Source organism: Streptomyces sp. NPDC046727 (genome assembly GCF_040645635.1).
In the GTDB taxonomy this organism is placed as follows: domain Bacteria; phylum Actinomycetota; class Actinomycetes; order Streptomycetales; family Streptomycetaceae; genus Streptomyces.
In genome coordinates, this window is the sequence record NZ_JBEYYR010000044.1 from 36,409 (window position 1) to 54,040 (window position 17,632).

Sequence of the window (17,632 nt, forward strand, 5' to 3'; positions counted from 1 at the left end):
GCGGTGCTCAGGCGGTCAGGTGACGGCGCAGGAAGTCGACGCTCTCCGCGACGATGGCGGGCACCTCCGGCGAGCCGAGGAAGATGTGGTCGGCCCCGTCCACGGGCCGCAGCGTGACATCCCCGCCCGCCGACGTCAGCGCCCGGGCCAGCGCCTCGCTCTGGCTGTACGGGACGACCCGGTCCTCCCGGCCGTGGACCAGCAGGAACGGAGGCGCAGTGGTGCCGCCCGCGTACGTCACCGGGCTGGCCACGCGGGCCCGTTCCGCCTGCTCGGCCACGGGGCCGCCGCCCAGCAGTGCCTCGAACGGATGCGGATACGGCGGCGCGCCCGGCGGGGCGGGCAGCGCCGGCATGGTCTGCCCGAGCAGCGGTTCGATGTCGGACACGCCGTACCAGTCGACCACGGCCCGCACCGCGCTGTCCCCGTCCGGTACGCCCTCCCTGCCTTCGAGCCGGGCACCGTGGGCGTCGGCACGGACGAGGCCGGCCAGAGCGGCGAGATGACCGCCGGCCGACTCGCCCCAGGCGCCGATCCGTTCCCCGTCGATGCCGAGGACGTCGGCGTGCCGCCGTACGTACCGGACGGCGGCCTTGACGTCGTGCAGCTGGGCGGGGAAGGGCGCTTCCAGGCTGTGCCGGTAGTCGATGCCGACCAGGGCCAGGCCCGCGCCGAGTACGGCTCCGTGCAGCAGCTCGACCGGCACGGTCGGCGGCGGATAGCGGCGGTCGCCCTCCAGCCAGCCGCCGCCGTGGATCCACACGACGGCCGGTACGGGCTCCTGGCCCGGCGGCACATGGACGTCCAGCAGGCGCGGCCGGTAGCCGGGTGAGGTGGCGTAGCTCAGCCCGTGGAAGCGGCGCACGCCGTCGGTGCCGGTCATGGCGGGGACGGGAGCCAGGAACGGGGGCGGCGGCCAGCCCGTGTCGAGCTGGGCGGGGGCTGCAGAGGTCATGTCGGGGGGCCTTCCGTCGTCGGCCGGGGCGGGGCCGACGGTGCGTGGACCGTCGGCGCAGCGAGGATGTTACACGTGTAACTACAAGGTGGCGAGGGTCTGCGGCCATGACGCGCGGCTCGTCCCCCGCCTGAGCCGAAAAGCCGCCGGGCCGCTACCGAGAGGCTGTCCGGAAGGTGGCGAAAAGTCGCCGGAAACCCGCTGAGAAGGCGCTCCGCGCGCCGGGCCGTCGTGGCTACCCTCCCTCCGTGACGGAACGCGTGATGGAACGGTGCAAGGTCCCACGTCCTGCGCCATCCCTGGGGCGGAGCCGTCGAGTTGACGCTTGCCTGGCACGCGGTGCTGCTGCTGTTCGCCAAGGTGCTGCTGCCCCCGCTCGCGCCGTCCTGTTTCCCCGCCCTCGGCGCGGCCGTGGTCAACCTGGTCTGGGCGACCGCGGTGGGCTCGGTGCTGTGGCTGCTGCGCCGCTACGGCCCCCGCTCCACCCCGGCCCCTCCCGCACCCGCGACGTGACGAGTCCCGGGCGGGCCGGACCTGAGCGCGGGTGGTCAACCGGTCTCAGGGGGGTACTCAGGTGCCGAGCGGCCCGGGTGGGCTTGGCCGGGTAGGGGGGCGGGGACTGCTGGGAGCACGACCCCTGGGTGGTGATGGAGAGGTGACGGCAGAACCGAACGGGGCGCCGCTGGAGGAGTTCCTCGCCGATCCCGCGAACTGCACGCTGGACCTGTCGACCGCCGTCGCCCACTGTGCCAAGTCGCTGGGCCTCAGACATGCGGTGGTGTACCTCGCTGACCTGCAGCAACGGTATCTCGTGCCGCTGACCGACGTGACCGCGAACCTGCCCATCGACGAATCGCTCGCCGGCTGGTGCTACCGCACGCAGTCCCTGCGCGTGGAGGAGTCCGAGCGGGACGGGATGACGGCGTGGTTCCCGCTGCTCGACGGTGCCGAACGGCTCGGCGCCCTCGCCGTCCACGCCCAGTCGATCACCGCGGAGTCCCTGCGGCAGGGCCGGGCGCTGGCTGCCCTCCTCGCGATGATGATCACCTCGAAGCGGGCCTACAAGGACTCCTTCGTCCGGCGGACCCGTACCGAGACGATGCGGCTGCCCGCCGAGATGCTGCGGGCCTTCCTGCCGCCGCGCACCATCGGCAACGGACACGTCGTCTCCACGGCCGTCCTCGAACCCGCCTACGACATCGGCGGCGACGCCTTCGACCACTCCCTGACCAGCACCGCCCTGCACGCCGTCGTCCTGGACGCGATGGGGCACAACCTGCTGTCCGGGCTGACCAGCGCGGTCGCCCTGGCGGCCGCCCGGAACGCCCGGCGCAGCGACGCCGACCTGCGCTGCTGCGTGGACGGCGTGGACCAGGCGCTCGGCCAGTGGCTGCCGGACCAGTTCTGCACCGGGATCCTCGCCCAGCTCGACGTCAGCAGCGGCGTGCTGCAATGGTGCAACTGCGGCCACCCGGCCCCGCTTCTCATCCGCGACCAGCAACTGGTCGTCGACGCGCTGGCCCGCGAGGCAGACCCGCCCATGGGCCTGCGCTCCCTGCTCTCCGCGCGGGACCGCCGGGTGCACGAGACGCGCCTCCATCCGGGGGACCGGGTGCTGCTCTACACCGACGGCGTCACCGAGGCCCGGATGGCCGACGGCCGGCTGCTCGGCCTCGAACGTTTCGCGGACTACGTCATCCGGGCCACCGCCACCGGCGAGATCGCGCCCGAGACGCTCAGACGCCTGATCCACTCCCTGCTGGACTCCCAGGACAGCCGGCTCCGGGACGACGCGACGATCCTGATGGTCGAGTGGCGGCCCGAGCGTTGAGCCGCCCACCCGTCCGGCCAGCTGGACCAGCGGCACGCACCGGACGAAGCCGATCACGGCCCAGATCACCGTGAAGGCGAGCAGGGCCGGCAGGACGGGAGCACCCCGCGGCACGAACTGCGGCAGGTACGAGACGGCGAACACGCCGGCCTTCGGATCGGCGACGTTGGTGACCAGGCCGTGCCAGCAGGCCCGGCGGAGCGACACCGCCCGCACCTCCGCCGGCGCCTCGTCCGGCCCGCCGGCCCGTCGTGCCTGCCACAGGGCCCGCCCCCCATCTATACCAGCACCGCCGCGCCGCGTTACGAAGGAACTAGGCTCGACGCGTGGTGCGTGTCGAGATACTTCAGTTGCTGGTGTCCCCGGTGCACCGGCTCGCCGGCCGGCCCGGCGACGGCCTGCCCGAGCTGCCGCCCGGTGAACTGGTGACGACGGCCGAGGTGCGCGCGGGCCTCGGCATCGTCGGGGACCGGTACTTCAACCAGCCCGCCCACCGCAACGCCTCGATCACCCTCATGGCGGCGGAGCGGCTGCCGCAGCCGGGGCCGTACCCGGCCGACCTGCTCCGGACCCGGCGCAACGTCCTGCTGCGCGGGATCGACATCGACGACCACATCGGCGCGACGGTCTTCCTCGACTGCGGCACCGGCCCGGTCGAACTGGAGGTCCGCAGAGCCGCCCGGCCGTGCGCCTGGATGGACACCACCCTCGGCCCCGGCGCCCAGCGTGCCCTGCGCGGCGGCGGGGGAGTGCGCTGCCGGCCCCTGACCGACGGCGTCCTCTCCGTGGGCCCCGCCGTGTTCGGGGTGCGCGCACCTGGGGACCAGACGCACGGCGCATGAGTACGACGACTCAGGCGCCGTAGCCCAGGACTCGGAAGGCTGAGGGCATGACAACGCCGATGCCCTCCTCGACGACATACCCGTCCCAGCCCCACTCCGGCCAGGCGCCACAGCCCGCGCGGGCCCGGTCCCGGCGGTGGGTGGTGGCCGGGCTCGTCGCGGTGCTGCTCGTCGTCGCGGGCGCGGCGGCGGCCGTCCGGTGGGCGCGCGGCGGGGACCCGGGTCCGCTCGCGGGCCGCCCCCGGGTCACCGACAGCCACGCCGGCCTCTCCTACGCGGTTCCCGAGGGCTGGAAGCACGACGCGGCCGAGGACAAGAAGCTGATCGGCGCGTTCTCCTCGCGGATCAGCAACTTCTCTTCCGCCGGGGACACCGGGACGGGCGGTACCGTGCTCGCGGGCCGCGCCGGGCAGACCGTGCCCCGCGCCGACCTGGGCCGGATGACGGAGTCGGTGGCCCGCTCGAACGCCGAGTTCTTCTTCCCCGACCAGCCCGCCACCCTGGCGGAGTCGCGCGACACCATCGTGGACGGCCAGCCGGCGCACACGGCCGTCGTGCGGATCAAGGGCGAGGACGGCCCAGCGAGGCTGGAGATGACCGTGGTGACGATCCACGGCGAACGCACCTCGTTCCTTCTCGGCCTCAGCACCGGAGCGGCGGACCCGGCGGTCGCGCAGGACGTCGAGGCGGTGCTCGCCGGCGCCACGGTCGACTGACCGGGATCGCACCCGTGTGTCCGGGGTGGGGGCGTCGGGTTCGTCGGTCGTGGTGCCGGGCGGGTCCCGGCGCGGGCGGCGGGCGCGGCGGGCGATGGCGACCTGGCCCGGCGCGCGGTTCCGTCACGGCCTCGCGTTGCGCGCCCCCGCGTCCGGTCAGGTGCGGTCCCTGCCCGTCCGCCCCGCCTCGGCCCAGGCGGCCTCGCGCAGCAGCCGCAGGCCGTTGAGGCCGACGAGGACCGTGGAGCCCTCGTGGCCGAGGACGCCGAGGGGCAGCGGCAGGGTGCCCGCGAGGTCCCAGACGACCAGGCCGGAGATGAACACCGCCGCGACGACGAGGTTCTGCACGACCAGGCGGCGGGCGCGCCGGGAGAGCGCCACGACGGCGGGCACCGCCGCCAGCTCGTCCCGCACGACGACCGCGTCGGCCGTCTCCAGGGCCAGGTCGGAACCGGCGCGGCCCATCGCGATGCCGGTGTGCGCGGCGGCCAGCGCGGGCGCGTCGTTGACGCCGTCCCCGACCACCAGCACCCGGCGGCCGGCCTTCTGCCGCTCGCGCACGGCAGCCACCTTGTCCTCGGGCAACAGCCCGGCCCGGACGTCGCGGACGCCGACCTCGTCGGCGAGCCGGGCGGCGGCCCGCGGGTTGTCGCCCGTCAGCAGCGTCGGGCGGTCTCCGGTGAGCGCGGTGAGGGCGTCGACGGTCGCGGCGGCGTCCGGCCGCAGCCGGTCGGCGATCCCGAGCACGCCGACCGGAACGCCGTCCACACGGACCAGCACGGCGGTACGGCCGTCGGCTTCGAGTTCCGCGACGACGGCAGCGGGAGCGGCGGGGCTGCCCGGCGCGGTGACGATCGGGGCTGTCGTGGCGGCGGAGCCGGCCCGCCCGGCGAGCACCGGCGCCGCGGGACCGGCCGGCAGCCGCGTCGGCGCGCCCACCGCGACCGAACGCCCCCCGACCATGGCGGTGACGCCGACGCCCGGTGCGGAGCTGAAGTCCCGGGCGGTGGGGACGGTGCAGCCCTGGGTGCGGGCGGCGTCCACCACGGCCCGGGCCAGGGGGTGCTCGCTCGGGTGCTCGGCCGCCGCCGCGAGCGTGAGCAGCTCCCGCTCCGTGAGGCCGGCACCGGGCAGCGGTACGACGTCCGTCACCCGTGGGGTGCCCTCGGTCAGCGTGCCCGTCTTGTCCAGCGCCACCGCGTCCACCTGGCCGAGGCGTTCCATCACCACGGCCGACTTCACCAGCACTCCGTGCCGGCCGGCGTTGGCGATCGCCGACAACAGCGGGGGCATGGTCGCCAGCACGACCGCGCACGGCGAGGCGACGATCATGAAGGTCATGGCCCGCAGCAGCGACCCGGTCAGCGTCGCTCCGACGGCGAGCGGCACCGCGAACACGGCGAGTGTCGCGGCGACCATGCCGAGCGAGTAGCGCTGCTCGACCTTCTCGATGAAGAGCTGGGTCGGCGCCTTGGTCTCGGACGCCTCCTGCACCATGCGCACGATCCGGGCGATCACCGAGTCGGCGGCGTCCCGGCCGACCCGCACACGCAGCGCGCCGGTGCCGTTGAGGGTGCCGGCGAACACCTCGTCGCCGGGCTCCTTGGCGACAGGCAGCGGCTCCCCGGTGATGGTGGCCTGGTCGACCTCGCTGGTCCCCTCCAGCACCCGGCCGTCGGCACCGATCCGCTCCCCGGGCCGTACCAGGACCGTGTCGCCGACGGCGAGGTCCGCCGGTGCGACCGTCTCCTCCGTGCCGTCGGAGCGCAGCCGGGCCGCCGTGGCGGGCGCGAGGTCGAGCAGGCCGCGCACCGAGTCGGCGGTCCGGGCGGTGGCCAGCGCCTCCAGCGCGCCGGAGGTGGCGAAGATGACGATCAGCAGCGCCCCGTCCATCACCTGGCCGACGGCCGCGGCCCCCAGCGCCGCCACGACCATCAGCAGATCGACGTCCAGCGTCCGCTCCGCCAGCGCCCGCAGACCCGCCCACGCCGGTTCCCAGCCGCCGGCCGCGTAGGCGAGCGCGTACGGCACGCCCCAGGACCAGCCGGGCGCTCCGGTGAGCTGGAGGGCGAGGGCGAGCAGGAACAGCACCGTGGCCGCTGCTGCCCAGCGGGCCTCGGACAGGGCGAAGACCCGGGTGCGGCGCCGGGGAGCGACGGGTTCGGCGCGGGCGGCCCCGGTGGGCAGCGGGCGGTCGGTCAGGACGGAGGGCATGGCGAAGGAACCCTTCGGCGGGGCGGACGACGGGACAACGAGGTCACCATACAGGTACATATGAAGAAGTCTTCAAGTGTCGTCTGTATGATGACTGCCATGGGTCATGGAGCAACTCCCGCGCGGACGGCGGTTCCTCGTACACGCCTGGACGCGGACAGTGCCACACGTGTGGCGACCACGCTCCAGGCCCTCGCCACCCCGTCCCGGCTCCTGATCCTCGCCCGGCTGCGCGAAGGGCCGTGCGCGGCGACCGAACTCGCCGCCGAGGTCGGCATGGAACAGTCCGCGTGCTCGCACCAGTTGCGGCTACTGCGCAACCTCGGCCTGGTCGTCGGCCGTCGCCAGGGCCGCTCGGTGATCTACGCCCTGTACGACGGTCATGTCGCCGAGCTCCTCGACCAGGCCGTCTACCACATCGAACACCTGAGGCTCGGCCTGAGCGACGGCGCGGACGCCGGACAACCCGAGGAACTGCCGTCCGGCACCGCTCACTAGGCCTGCCCGTCACCCATGGGCGCGGCCGCACGTGTCTGTCTCGACGTGTGCCTCTTCCGGCCCTTCCATTCGGCGACGGCGGCGCGGCCCTCGGCGGTTCCTAGGCCCCGCTCGGTCCCGTCAGAGTCGGAGGCGCCCAGTCGGCGTGCCGCAGGATCGCCCGCAGCGACGCCCGGGACGGAGCGAGCCGCAGACCGGTGTTCCGCAGGGCGACGGCCAGCGGATGGGACAGCTGCTGGCCCAGCCGGCCGGCCTGCCGGGCGGCGCGGGCGACCGACTGGGCCCGGGGGCGGCGCTCGGCGTCGTACCTGGCCAGTGCCGCGCCGACCGAGGGTTCCGTGGCGAGCGCGGCGGCCAGCGTGGCCGCGTCCTCCAGGGCCTGGCAGGCGCCCTGACCCAGATGCGGCGTCATGGCGTGCGCCGCGTCGCCCAGGAGCGCCACCCGTCCGGCCGTGAACGACGGCAGGGGTGTGGCCAGTTCGTGGATGTCGTGGTGCAGCACGGCCTCGGGCCGGGTGGCGGCCAGCAGCGCGGGGATCGGCTCGTGCCAGTCGCGGAAGCGGTGGCGCAGCATGCCGAGCGGGTCGGCGTGGCGGACGCCGGGCGGTGCGGTGAGCACCGCGTGCCACTCGGCGCGGCCGTCGGCGAAGGCGATGTGCCCGAACTCCGCTCCCCGGCCCCAGGTCAGCTCGAAGTCGGTGGCCACCTCCAACGGGCGTTCGGTGATGGCGCGCAGGACCGTCGAGCCGGCGTACACCGGGCCGGGACGGTCCGGGAACAGCAAGCCGCGCAGCCGGCTGCGCACCCCGTCCGCCGCGACGACCAGGTCCGCGTCCAGCACGTCGTCCCCCACGGGCACGCCCACCCGGTCGGGAGCCGACAGGTCGAGCGTGTCCACGGTCGCGCCGACGAGGAGGCACTCCGCGGGCAGCGCCGCGCGCAGCAGACGGTGCAGGTCCGCGCGCGGGATGCCGACGATGGGCGCGCCCAGCTCGCGTTCCAGCAGGGTGCCGTCCATGCGCGCCAGCCACCGGCCCGCGGGGGTGCGCGTCCCGCCGGTGTACTGCGGACGCGCCGCCGCCCGGACCGCCGCGCCAACGCCGACGGAGTCCAGCGCGCGCAGCCCGTTGGCGTGCAGGGAGATGCCCGCGCCCGCGTCGGCCAGTACGGCGGCCCGCTCCACCACCCGGACCTCCCAGCCGATCCGGCGCAGCCCCAGGGCCGCGGCCAGCCCGCCGATACCGCCCCCGACCACCACCGCCGTACCACCCATGCCGGCCCCCTCCGTCCTCGGGTTTCTACATCTGTAGAAGCACCCTACCGCCGTGTTCTACGGATGTAGAAGGCGGGTGTAGAAAGAGGGGGTGGCCACCGACCGACGTACTCTGCTCGCCGACACGGCGATCGCCGTCCTCGCCGACACCGGCATGCGCGGGCTGACGCACCGCGCCGTGGACCGGGCGGCCCAGCTGCCGCCGGGCACCACGTCCGCGTACTACCGCACCCGCCAGGCCCTGCTCACCGCGCTGGTCCGGCGCCTGGTGGCGCTCGACCAGGCGGAGCTGGAGGACACCGGAGCCCGCACGCCCGTGCCGCGGACCGCGGACGAACTGACGGCGGGCATCGCCGCGCTGGTCGGGGCACGGCTCACCGGGGAGGGCCGCCAGCGGTCCCTCGCGCGCTACGCCTGCGCCGTCGAGACCGCGCACCACCCCGAGCTGCGCGAGATCCTCGTACCCCGCGAGAACGAAGGACGGCGGGTGGTCCGCGCCTTCCTCGCCGCGCAGGGGGTGGCGGACCCGGAGGACCGCACCGTGACCTTGCTGACCTGCGTGGACGGGCTGGTCTTCGACCGGCTGGTGAACGGCGGGAGCGTCCAGCAGGAGGAGATCCGGGGGCTGGTCGCCGCCGCGCTGCGCTGAGCGGCGGCCGAGGGGGCCAGAGCGGTCACCGCCGCATCAGGGTGGCACCGTGCGCAGGGCGCTCAGTACCGCCCAGACGACCGAGACCAGGGGGACCGCCACGACGGCGCCGATCACCCCCGCGACGATGCTGCCCGCGATGACCGACACAGCCACGACGAGCGGATGCAGCCGGACCGCCCAGCTCATCACCAGCGGGTGCAGCACATGCCCCTCCAACTGGCCGATCATCACGATCAGCACCAGCACAGCCGCCGCCGTCAGCGGACCCCGCCCGGCGAGCGCGACGACCGTGGCCACCCCGAGCGCCACCGGTGAGCCCACCAGCGGCACGAACGCGGCGAAGAACTCCAGCAGCGTCAACGGCAGCGCGAGCGGCACCCGCAGCACGAGCAGGGCCACGCCCACGAGCACGGCGTTGGTTGCCGCCACGATGATGATGCCGCGCGTGTACCCCGAGAACGTCCGCCAGGCAGCCCGCCCCGCCCGGTCCCACACCGGGCGGGCGGCGCTCGGCAGCAGCTGGTCGCGCACCCAGCCCCACAGGCGCTCGCCCGAATGCAGGAAGAAGACCGAGGCGAACAGGGCCAGCGCGCCACCCGTGACCAGCTCCACCACCCGGCCCAGCTCGTTGACCGCGCTGCTGAGCAGCGCCGCCCGGTGCTCGGAGACGTACTTCGTCACCTGGCGCTGCAACTCGGAGAGCGCCCCGGGACCGAGCCGGAACGGCGGCCGTCGCAGCCAGTCCTCGATACGGCGGACACCGCCGCGGAACTCGTTCGCCAGTCCGGCCGATTCCGCCGCCACCAGGCTGCCCACCAGTGCGAGCAGGGCGAGCATGAGCAGCACACTGCCCACCAGCGCCACGGCCACGCTCAGCGGACGCGGCAGGAACCGGCTCAGCAGATCGGTCAGCGGGCGCAGCACGGACGTCACCACCAGCGCGAGGAACAGCGCCACGGCGATGAGCTGGAAGCTGCCGAGGACGATGAACACGCCGTAGACGGCGACACCGACGAGGATGAGCCGCCAGGAGTAGGCCGCGGCGACCCGCAGCCACGGCACCGTCCGCTCCGCCGCCGGCACCACCCGCTCCGGGCGGGGCGGGGCAGGCCGCACGGAGTACGCCGGGCGGCTGCCCAGCACCGTCCCCGGGGCCCGGCGCCCGCCACCCCTCCTGTCCGCCGCCCGGCGCGCATCGCCCACCACCGCTCCCGCCTTCTCTGCACCGCCCGGCTGACGGCCGGTCACCTCCACAGCACCGTAAGCACACGGCGCGCAAGGGGCGCGTCCAACGCACCCGCACGCCGCCGCGCGACTCCATGCGCGCACAGGACATTCACAGCCGGCGTGAGTGGACGCACCAAGCCCGGGGCACTCGCCGACGTGTTCCCGGCAGAGAGGGGGAACCCGCAGTGATCATCGTCGCGGTTCTGCTGCTCCCGGCCCTCGGGGTGCTGCTGTACGGCCTTGACCTGGTCGAGGACCGGTGGGTGTTGCGGCGTTCGCCGGCCCGTCGCTCCCGGCACCGCCGGCCGGCGCGGGCGGGTCGTCGCCGCTGAGCACGGAGGGCGTCTCCCCGCACCGGCGGTAGCGGATGATCGCCTTCGCGAGTTCGTTCCGCTCCGGCTCGGGCAGCGTGCCGCCCTGCGCGTAGGCCAGGATGTGCGCGGCGACCGTCCGCAGCTTGACGTTCGTGCGCTGGGAGACGTCCCGCAGCGCCCGCCATGCCTCTTCCGGGGCCAACCGCCCGAGGACGACAACGGCGCCGATGGCCTGGTCGATCACGGCATGGGAGGTCACAGCGCGCCGGAGTTGCCGGTTCTCGTCCTGCAGCCGGTCGTACTCCGACGCGAGGTCGGTGACCGAGAGCAGGGCCAGCGGCTGCTTCCGGGAGAGGGCGAAGAAGGTCATGGAGCACCTTTTCGGGTGGGGGGCGTCACTGCTCCGCCTGCCCCCGGAGGGCGCTTGCACTCGCATTGAAGCAGCATCGCGGACCCGGGTCACGCTGTGCGGCCCCCTGCGGTGCGGCGCCGCCCCCCTCCCGAACACCCGTCCCCGGCGTCGCCCGGACCCTCAGATCTCCCGGACCGCGCGGCCCACCGGCAGCAGCTCGCGGATGTCCGCGGGCAGCGCCCCTGCCATCCGCTCGGTCAGCTCGGGGGCGAGGGCGGCGTCCAGCACCTCCAGTACGGCGGCGGCGTCCCGCAGCGCCGTGTTCTCGTCGGTGCCGGCCCGGGCGGCGATCCGTCCGGCGAACGCGGTCAGCCCGAACCGTTCGCCCGCCGTGCCGGAGTCAGGGCCGGGGGACGCTTCGGCCGCCTCCCGCATGGCCGCCGCCATGTCCGGCGGCAACTGGGCCGCCACATGCCGGGCCAGCCCGGCCGGCAGCCGCTCCGACAGCGTGCTCACGACCGCGTGCGCGGCCCGCTCGGCCGTCCCCCGGTCGGGCAGCTGGGCCAGCGCCTGCACCTTTCCGATCATCTCGTCGTGCCGCATGAGACCGGTCCCTTCCGCACGAAGTGCCGACGGCGCGCCCGTCCGGCGGGCGCAGCGGCACCCGTCGGGTACCCCGCACGCGCTCCCGGTCACCGTCCCCGGGCGGTACCGCACGACGGCCGGGAGGAGTATCGTATTCATCACACGATGAATTACTGCTCTCGATCGAGAAGGGCAGAACCGCCATGGAAAAGACCACGTGCTGTGTCGTGGGCGGCGGCCCCGCGGGCATGGTGCTCGCCCTGCTGCTCGCCCGGGCCGGGATCGCGGTGACGGTGCTGGAGAAACACGCCGATTTCCTGCGGGACTTCCGCGGTGACACGGTCCACCCGTCGACCCTGGCGCTGCTGGACGACCTGGGCCTCGCCGAGCGCTTCGCGCGACTGCCGCAGCGCCGGGTCCGCACCGTCCAGCTGCCCCTGGGACCCGGCCGCTCGCCGGTCACCGTCGGGGACCTCTCCGTGCTGCCGGGACCCCACAACTATGTGGCGATGGTGCCCCAGTGGGACCTGCTGGACCTGCTCGCCGACGAGGCCCGGCGCGAGCCGTCCTTCCAGCTGCGCATGAACACGGAAGCGACCTCCTTCCTGATCGAGTCCGGGCGGGTGACCGGGGTGCGCTACCGCACCTCCGACGGCCGCACCGGCGAGCTGCGCGCCGTCCTCACCGTCGCCTGCGACGGCCGCGGATCACTGGCCCGCTCCCGGCCGGAACTGCGCCTGCACCGCTTCAGCTGCCCCATGGACGCCTGGTGGTTCCGCCTGCCGCGCCACGAAGGCGACCCGTCCGGGCTCGTCGGCGGCGCCGGCGACGGCTTCCTGACCGCGATGATCGACCGGGGCGACTACTGGCAGTGCGCCGCGCTCATCCCCAAGGGCACCGACGCCGAGCGCCGCGCCGCCGGACTCGACCGCTTCCTCGCCGCCTACACCACCGCCGTCCCCTGGCTCGCCGGCCGTACGCACGCCCTGCGGTCCTGGGACGACGTCAAGCTGCTCGACGTCCACCTGGACCGCCTGCGCCGCTGGCACCGCCCCGGGCTGCTGTGCATCGGCGACGCCGCGCACGCCATGTCCCCGGTCTTCGGCATCGGGATCAACCTCGCCGTGCAGGACGCCGTGGCCGCCGCCCGCCATCTGATCGGGCCGCTGCGCCGCGGGACCGTGCGCCTGCGCGACGTACGCGGGGTGCAGCGCCGCCGGCGTCCCACCACGGTCGCCACCCAGGCGCTCCAGCGCACGGCCCACGCCCGCTTCATCGCTCCGGTGCTGCGCGGTCGGCCACCGCTGGGCAGCGCGGAGCGGGCCCGGCGCGTCGCCGGCCTGGCCGCCGGCTCACCCTGGCTGCGCCGCCTTCCCGCCTACTTCATCGGGTACGGCGCCCTCCGGGAACGTCCGCCCGCCGAGGCCGTCCGGCGACAGGATCCGGTCACCCCGCGCGCCGAGCGGTCATAGCCGTACGCACCGGCTTCCCGCGCGAGCACAGGATTGACGTGGTCATGGGAAGGCCCTGGGGGTGGTCGCGTCGCGTACCGCGGCGGCCGGGATCGGCACGACCCTCGACGAGGGCACGACCTGCGCCGATCTGACCAGAGCGGCCGTCGCGCAGGCGGGCGGTGCGGCGGCGGTGCTGCGCGCCGGCCGCGCCGCCGGCCCGGAGTACGCGGCCGTCAGCGGGAACCCGGACCTGCAGCCCGAGGCCCGGCAGGCCGAGGCAGCGGCACGCGAGTACGGGGACCCGGGGGAGAGCAGGCCCGTCGCCCGGGCCACCCGTGGCACCCGGACCGTCCTGTCGGTGCCGCTGGCCACCGGCGGACACGCCTACGGCACGCTGGTGTGCGTCCGCGCGGAGGCGCCCTTCACCCGCGCCGAGGCGGATCTCCTGGTATCCCTCGCCGAACGCGCCGCCTCCCACATCCGGCACGCCCGCGAGCACAACGCGGTGAGCAGCATCATCGGCACGATGCAACGGGCCCTGCTCGCCGAACCGGGCCGGCCGCACCCGAACGTGGACGTCGCCATCCGCTACCTGCCCGTCGGGGAGAGCGCACTGGCGGCGACTGGTGCGAGACCGTCCGGCTGCACTTCGGCCGCACCCTGCTGGTCGTCGGCGACGTCATGGGGCACGGCCTGGAGGCCGCCGTCGACATGACCGCCTACCGCGCCTCCCTGCGCTACATCGCCTCCTCCGACCTGCCACCGCACCGGGTGCCGCGCCAGCTGGACGACATGGCCTCCCGGGAGCCGGACCGCCGGCCCGCCACCTGCCTCATCGCGCAGATCGACCCCGATCGCGGGCAGGTGACGATGGCCGGCGCCGGCCATCTGCCGCCGGCCGTGATCGACGGAGCGGGCCACCTCCCTGCTGTCCGTGCCGGTCGGCCCGCCGCTCGGCACCGGACTGGGCGGCTACGAACCGGCGACGTACCGGCTGGACCCCGCCAGACCCTGATGCTGTTCACCGACGGGCTCGTCGAACGCCGCGGGGAAGACATCGACCAGTCCCTGGACCGGCTGACCCGGGTCGCCTTCGGGAACGCCTCGGGTGTCGAGGAGGTCCTCGACACCGTGCTCGCCCGGCCGGCCGCCCACCAGGCCGAGGACGACGTCGCCGTACTGGCCGCCCGGCTGCGGGACCGCCGCGGCCACGCGCACGGCACGCGGGACTGAACACCGCCCGGGCCGGCCCCTTCGCCGAAACCGCCACCGGCGCGGCAGCCCTGTGATGAAGTGGTCCTCCCGTGCCCGCGTCGAGGGAGGCCGACGTGTCCAGGTCGCCGCAGGAAATCTTCGAGAGCTATGTCCACGCCGGTACGTTGACCGGGAATGCCGATGCCCTGGCCGAGATGTTCACCGAGGACGGCGTGTTCGAGGCACCGCTCGTGCCGGCCGGCACCGTCTTCCCCCGGCGGCTGGAGGGGCGCGAGGAGATCCGCCGGGAGATGGCCGCGTACTACCAGCGGAACGCGAAGGGCGGCGGAGCGCCGAATCCGCAGAAGACCGGGTACGTGCTGCACACCACCTCCGACCCCGACGTGTTCGTCGCCGAGATCGACGTCGTCTTCGACGGGGCCGGAGAGGACGCGACGATCTCGCTGGTCCAGATCTTCCGCATCCGTGACGGGAAGATCGCCAGGCTCCGCGACTACTTCGCGCCGCGGTGGGCGACCTGACGGACCCGCCGATCCGGCCCGCCGGCGAACCGCGTGGCTCCCTGAACGCGCGACCGCGGGTCACCCCGTCGGCGGCTTGATCGGCCGGGAGCGGAAGCCCATGGTGATGTGTGCCCGTGGGGCCGCCCCGACGAAGCCCGCGAGGGAGTCCCCGTGCCCGCTGCCTATGTCACCGATCTCGTCGACGCCTTCCACGACCACGCCGGCCGGCCGGCGATCGGCTCCGGGGCCCGGGTGCTCACCTTCGGACATGCGCTGGAACAGGTGTGGAGGCTGGCCAGGGCGCTGCGCGAGCTGGGTGTCGAGCGCGCCGTCGGGCTGGCGTGCGTCACCGGCAACCGCCCCGAGACGCTGCTGGTCCGACTGGCGGCGCATGTGCTCGGAGCCCGGCTGACCCAGGTGGTGATCGAACCGTCCACCCACGACCTGGCGCACATCCTGACCGACTGTCGGCCGGCGCTGGTGGTGGCCGACACCCCCGTCCCCGACACGGGAGCACGCCGGGTCGGCCTCGAAGAGCTGCTGCGCTCGGCCGCGCGCCTGCCGGGCGATCCGGTGCCGGTGGCGGCGCGGGAGGAGGACATCGCCCGGGTCACCTACACGAGCGGCACGACCGGCCGGCCGAAGGGCGTGATGTCCACCTTCGCCGCCATGCGCGTGCGCGCGGGCTGGACCCGCCGTCACGAGGGCGTCGAGCCCGTCTTCGTCTCGGTGACCTCCCTGGCCCAGCGGGCCGCCGGCCGATGCCTGGAGCACCTGGCCGGCGGGGGACGGGTGGAGATCCTCGACTCGTTCGACCCGCCGGAGTTCGCCGCGGCCTGCGCCCGCCTGGCCCCGGTGACCACCTATCTGCTGGCGCCGATGCTGTACCGGCTGCTCGACCACCCCGCCACCGCCGACGGGATCCCCGGGCTGATGTCGGTGTCCTACGGCAGCTCGGGGATCCTCCCCGACCGCCTCCGCGAGGCCCTGCGCGTGTACGGCACCGACTTCCGGCAGGGCTACGGGACGAACGAGGCGGCGGTGATCTCCCGGTTGTCCCCCGCCGACCACGCCGCCGCCCTCCGCGACAAGCCGCACCTGCTGGCCTCCGCCGGGCGGCCGGTGCCCGGCGTACGGCTCTCCCTGCGCGACGAGGACGGGCGGGACGTGCCTCCCGGGCGGGCCGGTGAGGTGTGGATGCGCTCGCCGGCCATGATGGCCGGCTACTGGCACCGCCCCGACCTGGACGCACAGGCGCTGCGGGACGGCTGGCTGCGCACCGGCGACATCGGGCGCCGCGACGAGGACGGGTACCTCTATCTGGTCGACCGGATCAAGGACATGATCATCGTGGACGGCGACAACATCTACTGCGGGCCCGTCGAGGCCGCTCTGGCCCGGCATCCGGCCGTGGCCCAGGCCGCGGTGGTCGGCCGCGAGAGCGCCGTCACCGGCGAGGAGATCCATGCCTTCCTCCAGCCCGCGGCGGGCCATGCGCCCAGCGACCGGATCGCCGCCGAAGCATGCCGCCTCGTGGCCGACGCGCTGGCCGAGGCCCACCGGCCCGCCGCGGTGCACTGGGTGGACCACATCCCGCTGGCGGCCTCCGGCAAGCCGGACAAGCGACGGCTGCGGGCCATGGCGGCGGCCTCGCCGCCGGGCCCCGACAGCCGCCGCAACGGCTGAGCCGGGCGGCGCATCAGTCAGGCCCAGGCGGTGACGAGAGGAGTACGGCGAAGGCAGTGACGAGAGGGGGACGACGAGGGTAGTGACGAGAGGAGGACGACGATCAGGCCGTCGCCCTCGCCGGGCGCCAGGCGCCCGCCGCGGTCCCTGCCGACGGCAGGCGTGGGTGAGGTCACATATGACCTGGTTCGCACCCTCTCCCGGCCGTGCCGGATGCCCGGCTACCGTTGCGTCGAGCTCCTGTACCCCTCTCGCACCTCGGACGGCCCGGCTGTGCTCACTGACCTGTCCCCCCTGATCGCCGCGACGGCGCGCTGGCTCACGGCCGCCTACCCGCCGTGCGGCGGCGCGCTGGCCTCCGCGCTGTGCGAGGCGCAGGCCCGGCAGGCGGTGACGGTCGCCGCCTGGCTGCGGTACCCCACCGAGATCGACGCGGGCCTGGTCACCGTGGCGGGTCCCGGGGGCGCGGCCCGGCTCGACTGGATCACCGGCGCGGAGCCCTCCGCCGACCACCCCGCCGAGGAGTGGGCGTGGCGCACCTGGGTGGACGAGGTCGTGGCCAGCTGGGCCGCCGCCCTGCTCACCGACGCCGAGCTGGCTGGCCTGGCTGTCGCCGCACTCGCCGACGGCGAGCACACCGTGGCCGCGCCGGTCGAGTTCCGCCGGCTGCTCACCCCCGACGACGGCGACCGCCGCGCCGCGGCCCTGCTCCGCCACCCCGACCTGCTGGCCCCGGTGGCCGAACTGCACCTCGACCAGCTCATCGACCGCCTCAGCCCCGGCAGCTCCCTCGCGGCCTGACACCCGAACGGCGCACCCCGGAGCCCGCCCGGTACGACATCCGGGCGGCGCCCGGTGGCCGTGGCCGCCCCGCCGTGGGAAAGGCTCGGGCATGACCTTCAAGAATCCCGTCCACCGTGGCGGGGCCCGCCGCGGCCGGTTCGAGCAGTTCGCCGAGTACGCCTCGAACTTCACCAGCTCGCCGCTGTTCTTCCTCTTCTGCCTGCTGCTCGTCGCCTTCTTCGTCGCCGCCCACGTCGCCCATCTGCGGCTCGAGCTGCTGCTGCTCGCCGGCGAGTCCATGACGGCGGTCACCCTGCTGCTCCTGGCGCTGCTGAAGAACGCCGAGATGCGCGCCGAGCACGCGATCCAGCGCAAGCTCGACGCGATCGCCGCGGCCCTGCTGGAGGTGCACCGGGACGAGCGGGGCCGGGCGTTCGAGGATCTGCGCAACGCGATCCGGATGGAGGAAGAGACCTGACCGGGGCGGGCGAAACGCCGCGGCGGTTCTTCCCGGCACCCCGCCGAACGACGA

General features: G+C 74.6%; 19 protein-coding genes. 13 read left to right on the top strand and 6 right to left on the bottom strand.

Features of this window, described 5'->3' with window-relative positions:
• Nucleotides 1–7: 7 nt before the first annotated feature.
• Entirely contained in the window at nucleotides 8–955 is a 948-nt protein-coding gene (locus ABZ937_RS36575) for an alpha/beta hydrolase (RefSeq protein WP_361698545.1), read from the bottom strand.
• 318 nt (nucleotides 956–1,273) lie between these two features.
• On the opposite strand from ABZ937_RS36575, the gene ABZ937_RS36580 reads away from it, so the two are divergent.
• The 4 genes from ABZ937_RS36580 (at nucleotide 1,274) to ABZ937_RS36595 (ending at nucleotide 4,344) form a co-directional block, all read left to right on the top strand.
• Entirely contained in the window at nucleotides 1,274–1,468 is a 195-nt protein-coding gene (locus ABZ937_RS36580) for a hypothetical protein (protein WP_361698547.1), read from the top strand.
• 142 nt (nucleotides 1,469–1,610) lie between these two features.
• Complete coding sequence (locus ABZ937_RS36585) at nucleotides 1,611–2,786, top strand: PP2C family protein-serine/threonine phosphatase (protein WP_361698549.1); 1,176 nt, start codon at nucleotides 1,611–1,613, stop codon at nucleotides 2,784–2,786.
• Nucleotides 2,787–3,112: 326 nt separating this feature from the next.
• Nucleotides 3,113–3,628 carry a molybdenum cofactor biosysynthesis protein gene (locus tag ABZ937_RS36590; RefSeq protein WP_361698551.1) on the top strand — a complete coding sequence of 172 codons (516 nt, stop codon included), beginning with the start codon at nucleotides 3,113–3,115 and terminating at the stop codon, nucleotides 3,626–3,628.
• A 47-nt stretch (nucleotides 3,629–3,675) separates the two neighbouring features.
• The gene (locus ABZ937_RS36595) at nucleotides 3,676–4,344 is read left to right on the top strand and encodes a hypothetical protein (protein WP_361698553.1); all 669 of its coding nucleotides are present in this window, start codon (nucleotides 3,676–3,678) and stop codon (nucleotides 4,342–4,344) included.
• A gap of 156 nt (nucleotides 4,345–4,500) precedes the next feature.
• On the opposite strand, the gene ABZ937_RS36600 is transcribed toward ABZ937_RS36595, so the two are convergent.
• Entirely contained in the window at nucleotides 4,501–6,558 is a 2,058-nt protein-coding gene (locus tag ABZ937_RS36600) for a heavy metal translocating P-type ATPase (RefSeq protein WP_361698555.1), read from the bottom strand.
• A gap of 99 nt (nucleotides 6,559–6,657) precedes the next feature.
• Between ABZ937_RS36600 and ABZ937_RS36605 the strand changes: the two genes are divergently transcribed.
• Nucleotides 6,658–7,056 (top strand): metalloregulator ArsR/SmtB family transcription factor, encoded by a 399-nt coding sequence (locus tag ABZ937_RS36605; protein WP_361698557.1) that lies wholly within the window; start codon nucleotides 6,658–6,660, stop codon nucleotides 7,054–7,056.
• 100 nt (nucleotides 7,057–7,156) lie between these two features.
• On the opposite strand, the gene ABZ937_RS36610 is transcribed toward ABZ937_RS36605, so the two are convergent.
• Complete coding sequence (locus ABZ937_RS36610; RefSeq protein ID WP_361698559.1) at nucleotides 7,157–8,329, bottom strand: FAD-dependent monooxygenase; 1,173 nt, start codon at nucleotides 8,327–8,329, stop codon at nucleotides 7,157–7,159.
• Between the two features lie 91 nt (nucleotides 8,330–8,420).
• Between ABZ937_RS36610 and ABZ937_RS36615 the strand changes: the two genes are divergently transcribed.
• Complete coding sequence (locus ABZ937_RS36615; protein WP_361698561.1) at nucleotides 8,421–8,978, top strand: TetR family transcriptional regulator C-terminal domain-containing protein; 558 nt, start codon at nucleotides 8,421–8,423, stop codon at nucleotides 8,976–8,978.
• A gap of 36 nt (nucleotides 8,979–9,014) precedes the next feature.
• Here ABZ937_RS36615 and ABZ937_RS36620 read toward each other — a convergent pair whose 3' ends face one another.
• The 3 genes from ABZ937_RS36620 to ABZ937_RS36630 all read right to left on the bottom strand — a co-directional run bounded on the left by ABZ937_RS36620 (nucleotide 9,015) and on the right by ABZ937_RS36630 (nucleotide 11,477).
• On the bottom strand, nucleotides 9,015–10,184 hold the full coding sequence (locus tag ABZ937_RS36620) for an AI-2E family transporter (protein ID WP_361698563.1): 1,170 nt from the start codon (nucleotides 10,182–10,184) through the stop codon (nucleotides 9,015–9,017).
• A 213-nt stretch (nucleotides 10,185–10,397) separates the two neighbouring features.
• Nucleotides 10,398–10,892 (bottom strand): ANTAR domain-containing protein, encoded by a 495-nt coding sequence (locus ABZ937_RS36625; RefSeq protein WP_361698564.1) that lies wholly within the window; start codon nucleotides 10,890–10,892, stop codon nucleotides 10,398–10,400.
• 162 nt (nucleotides 10,893–11,054) lie between these two features.
• Complete coding sequence (locus ABZ937_RS36630) at nucleotides 11,055–11,477, bottom strand: DUF2267 domain-containing protein (protein WP_361698565.1); 423 nt, start codon at nucleotides 11,475–11,477, stop codon at nucleotides 11,055–11,057.
• Nucleotides 11,478–11,662: 185 nt separating this feature from the next.
• On the opposite strand from ABZ937_RS36630, the gene ABZ937_RS36635 reads away from it, so the two are divergent.
• The 7 genes from ABZ937_RS36635 (at nucleotide 11,663) to ABZ937_RS36665 (ending at nucleotide 17,578) form a co-directional block, all read left to right on the top strand.
• Entirely contained in the window at nucleotides 11,663–12,931 is a 1,269-nt protein-coding gene (locus ABZ937_RS36635) for an FAD-dependent oxidoreductase (protein ID WP_361698566.1), read from the top strand.
• 61 nt (nucleotides 12,932–12,992) lie between these two features.
• Nucleotides 12,993–13,628, top strand: coding sequence for a GAF domain-containing protein (locus ABZ937_RS36640; RefSeq protein WP_361698568.1), 636 nt, complete (start codon nucleotides 12,993–12,995; stop codon nucleotides 13,626–13,628).
• Nucleotides 13,595–14,146: a PP2C family protein-serine/threonine phosphatase gene (locus ABZ937_RS36645; RefSeq protein ID WP_361698570.1), complete on the top strand. Its 552-nt coding sequence runs from the start codon at nucleotides 13,595–13,597 to the stop codon at nucleotides 14,144–14,146. The genes ABZ937_RS36640 and ABZ937_RS36645 overlap by 34 nt, the downstream gene beginning before the upstream one ends.
• 95 nt (nucleotides 14,147–14,241) lie before the next feature.
• Nucleotides 14,242–14,649 carry a nuclear transport factor 2 family protein gene (locus ABZ937_RS36650; protein WP_361698572.1) on the top strand — a complete coding sequence of 136 codons (408 nt, stop codon included), beginning with the start codon at nucleotides 14,242–14,244 and terminating at the stop codon, nucleotides 14,647–14,649.
• A 153-nt stretch (nucleotides 14,650–14,802) separates the two neighbouring features.
• The gene (locus ABZ937_RS36655) at nucleotides 14,803–16,317 is read left to right on the top strand and encodes an AMP-binding protein (RefSeq protein WP_361698574.1); all 1,515 of its coding nucleotides are present in this window, start codon (nucleotides 14,803–14,805) and stop codon (nucleotides 16,315–16,317) included.
• A 273-nt stretch (nucleotides 16,318–16,590) separates the two neighbouring features.
• A complete protein-coding gene (locus ABZ937_RS36660) occupies nucleotides 16,591–17,118 on the top strand; it encodes a hypothetical protein (RefSeq protein ID WP_361698576.1) in 528 nt (175 codons plus the stop codon).
• A 91-nt stretch (nucleotides 17,119–17,209) separates the two neighbouring features.
• Nucleotides 17,210–17,578, top strand: coding sequence for a hypothetical protein (locus ABZ937_RS36665; RefSeq protein WP_361698578.1), 369 nt, complete (start codon nucleotides 17,210–17,212; stop codon nucleotides 17,576–17,578).
• Nucleotides 17,579–17,632 lie beyond the last annotated feature (54 nt).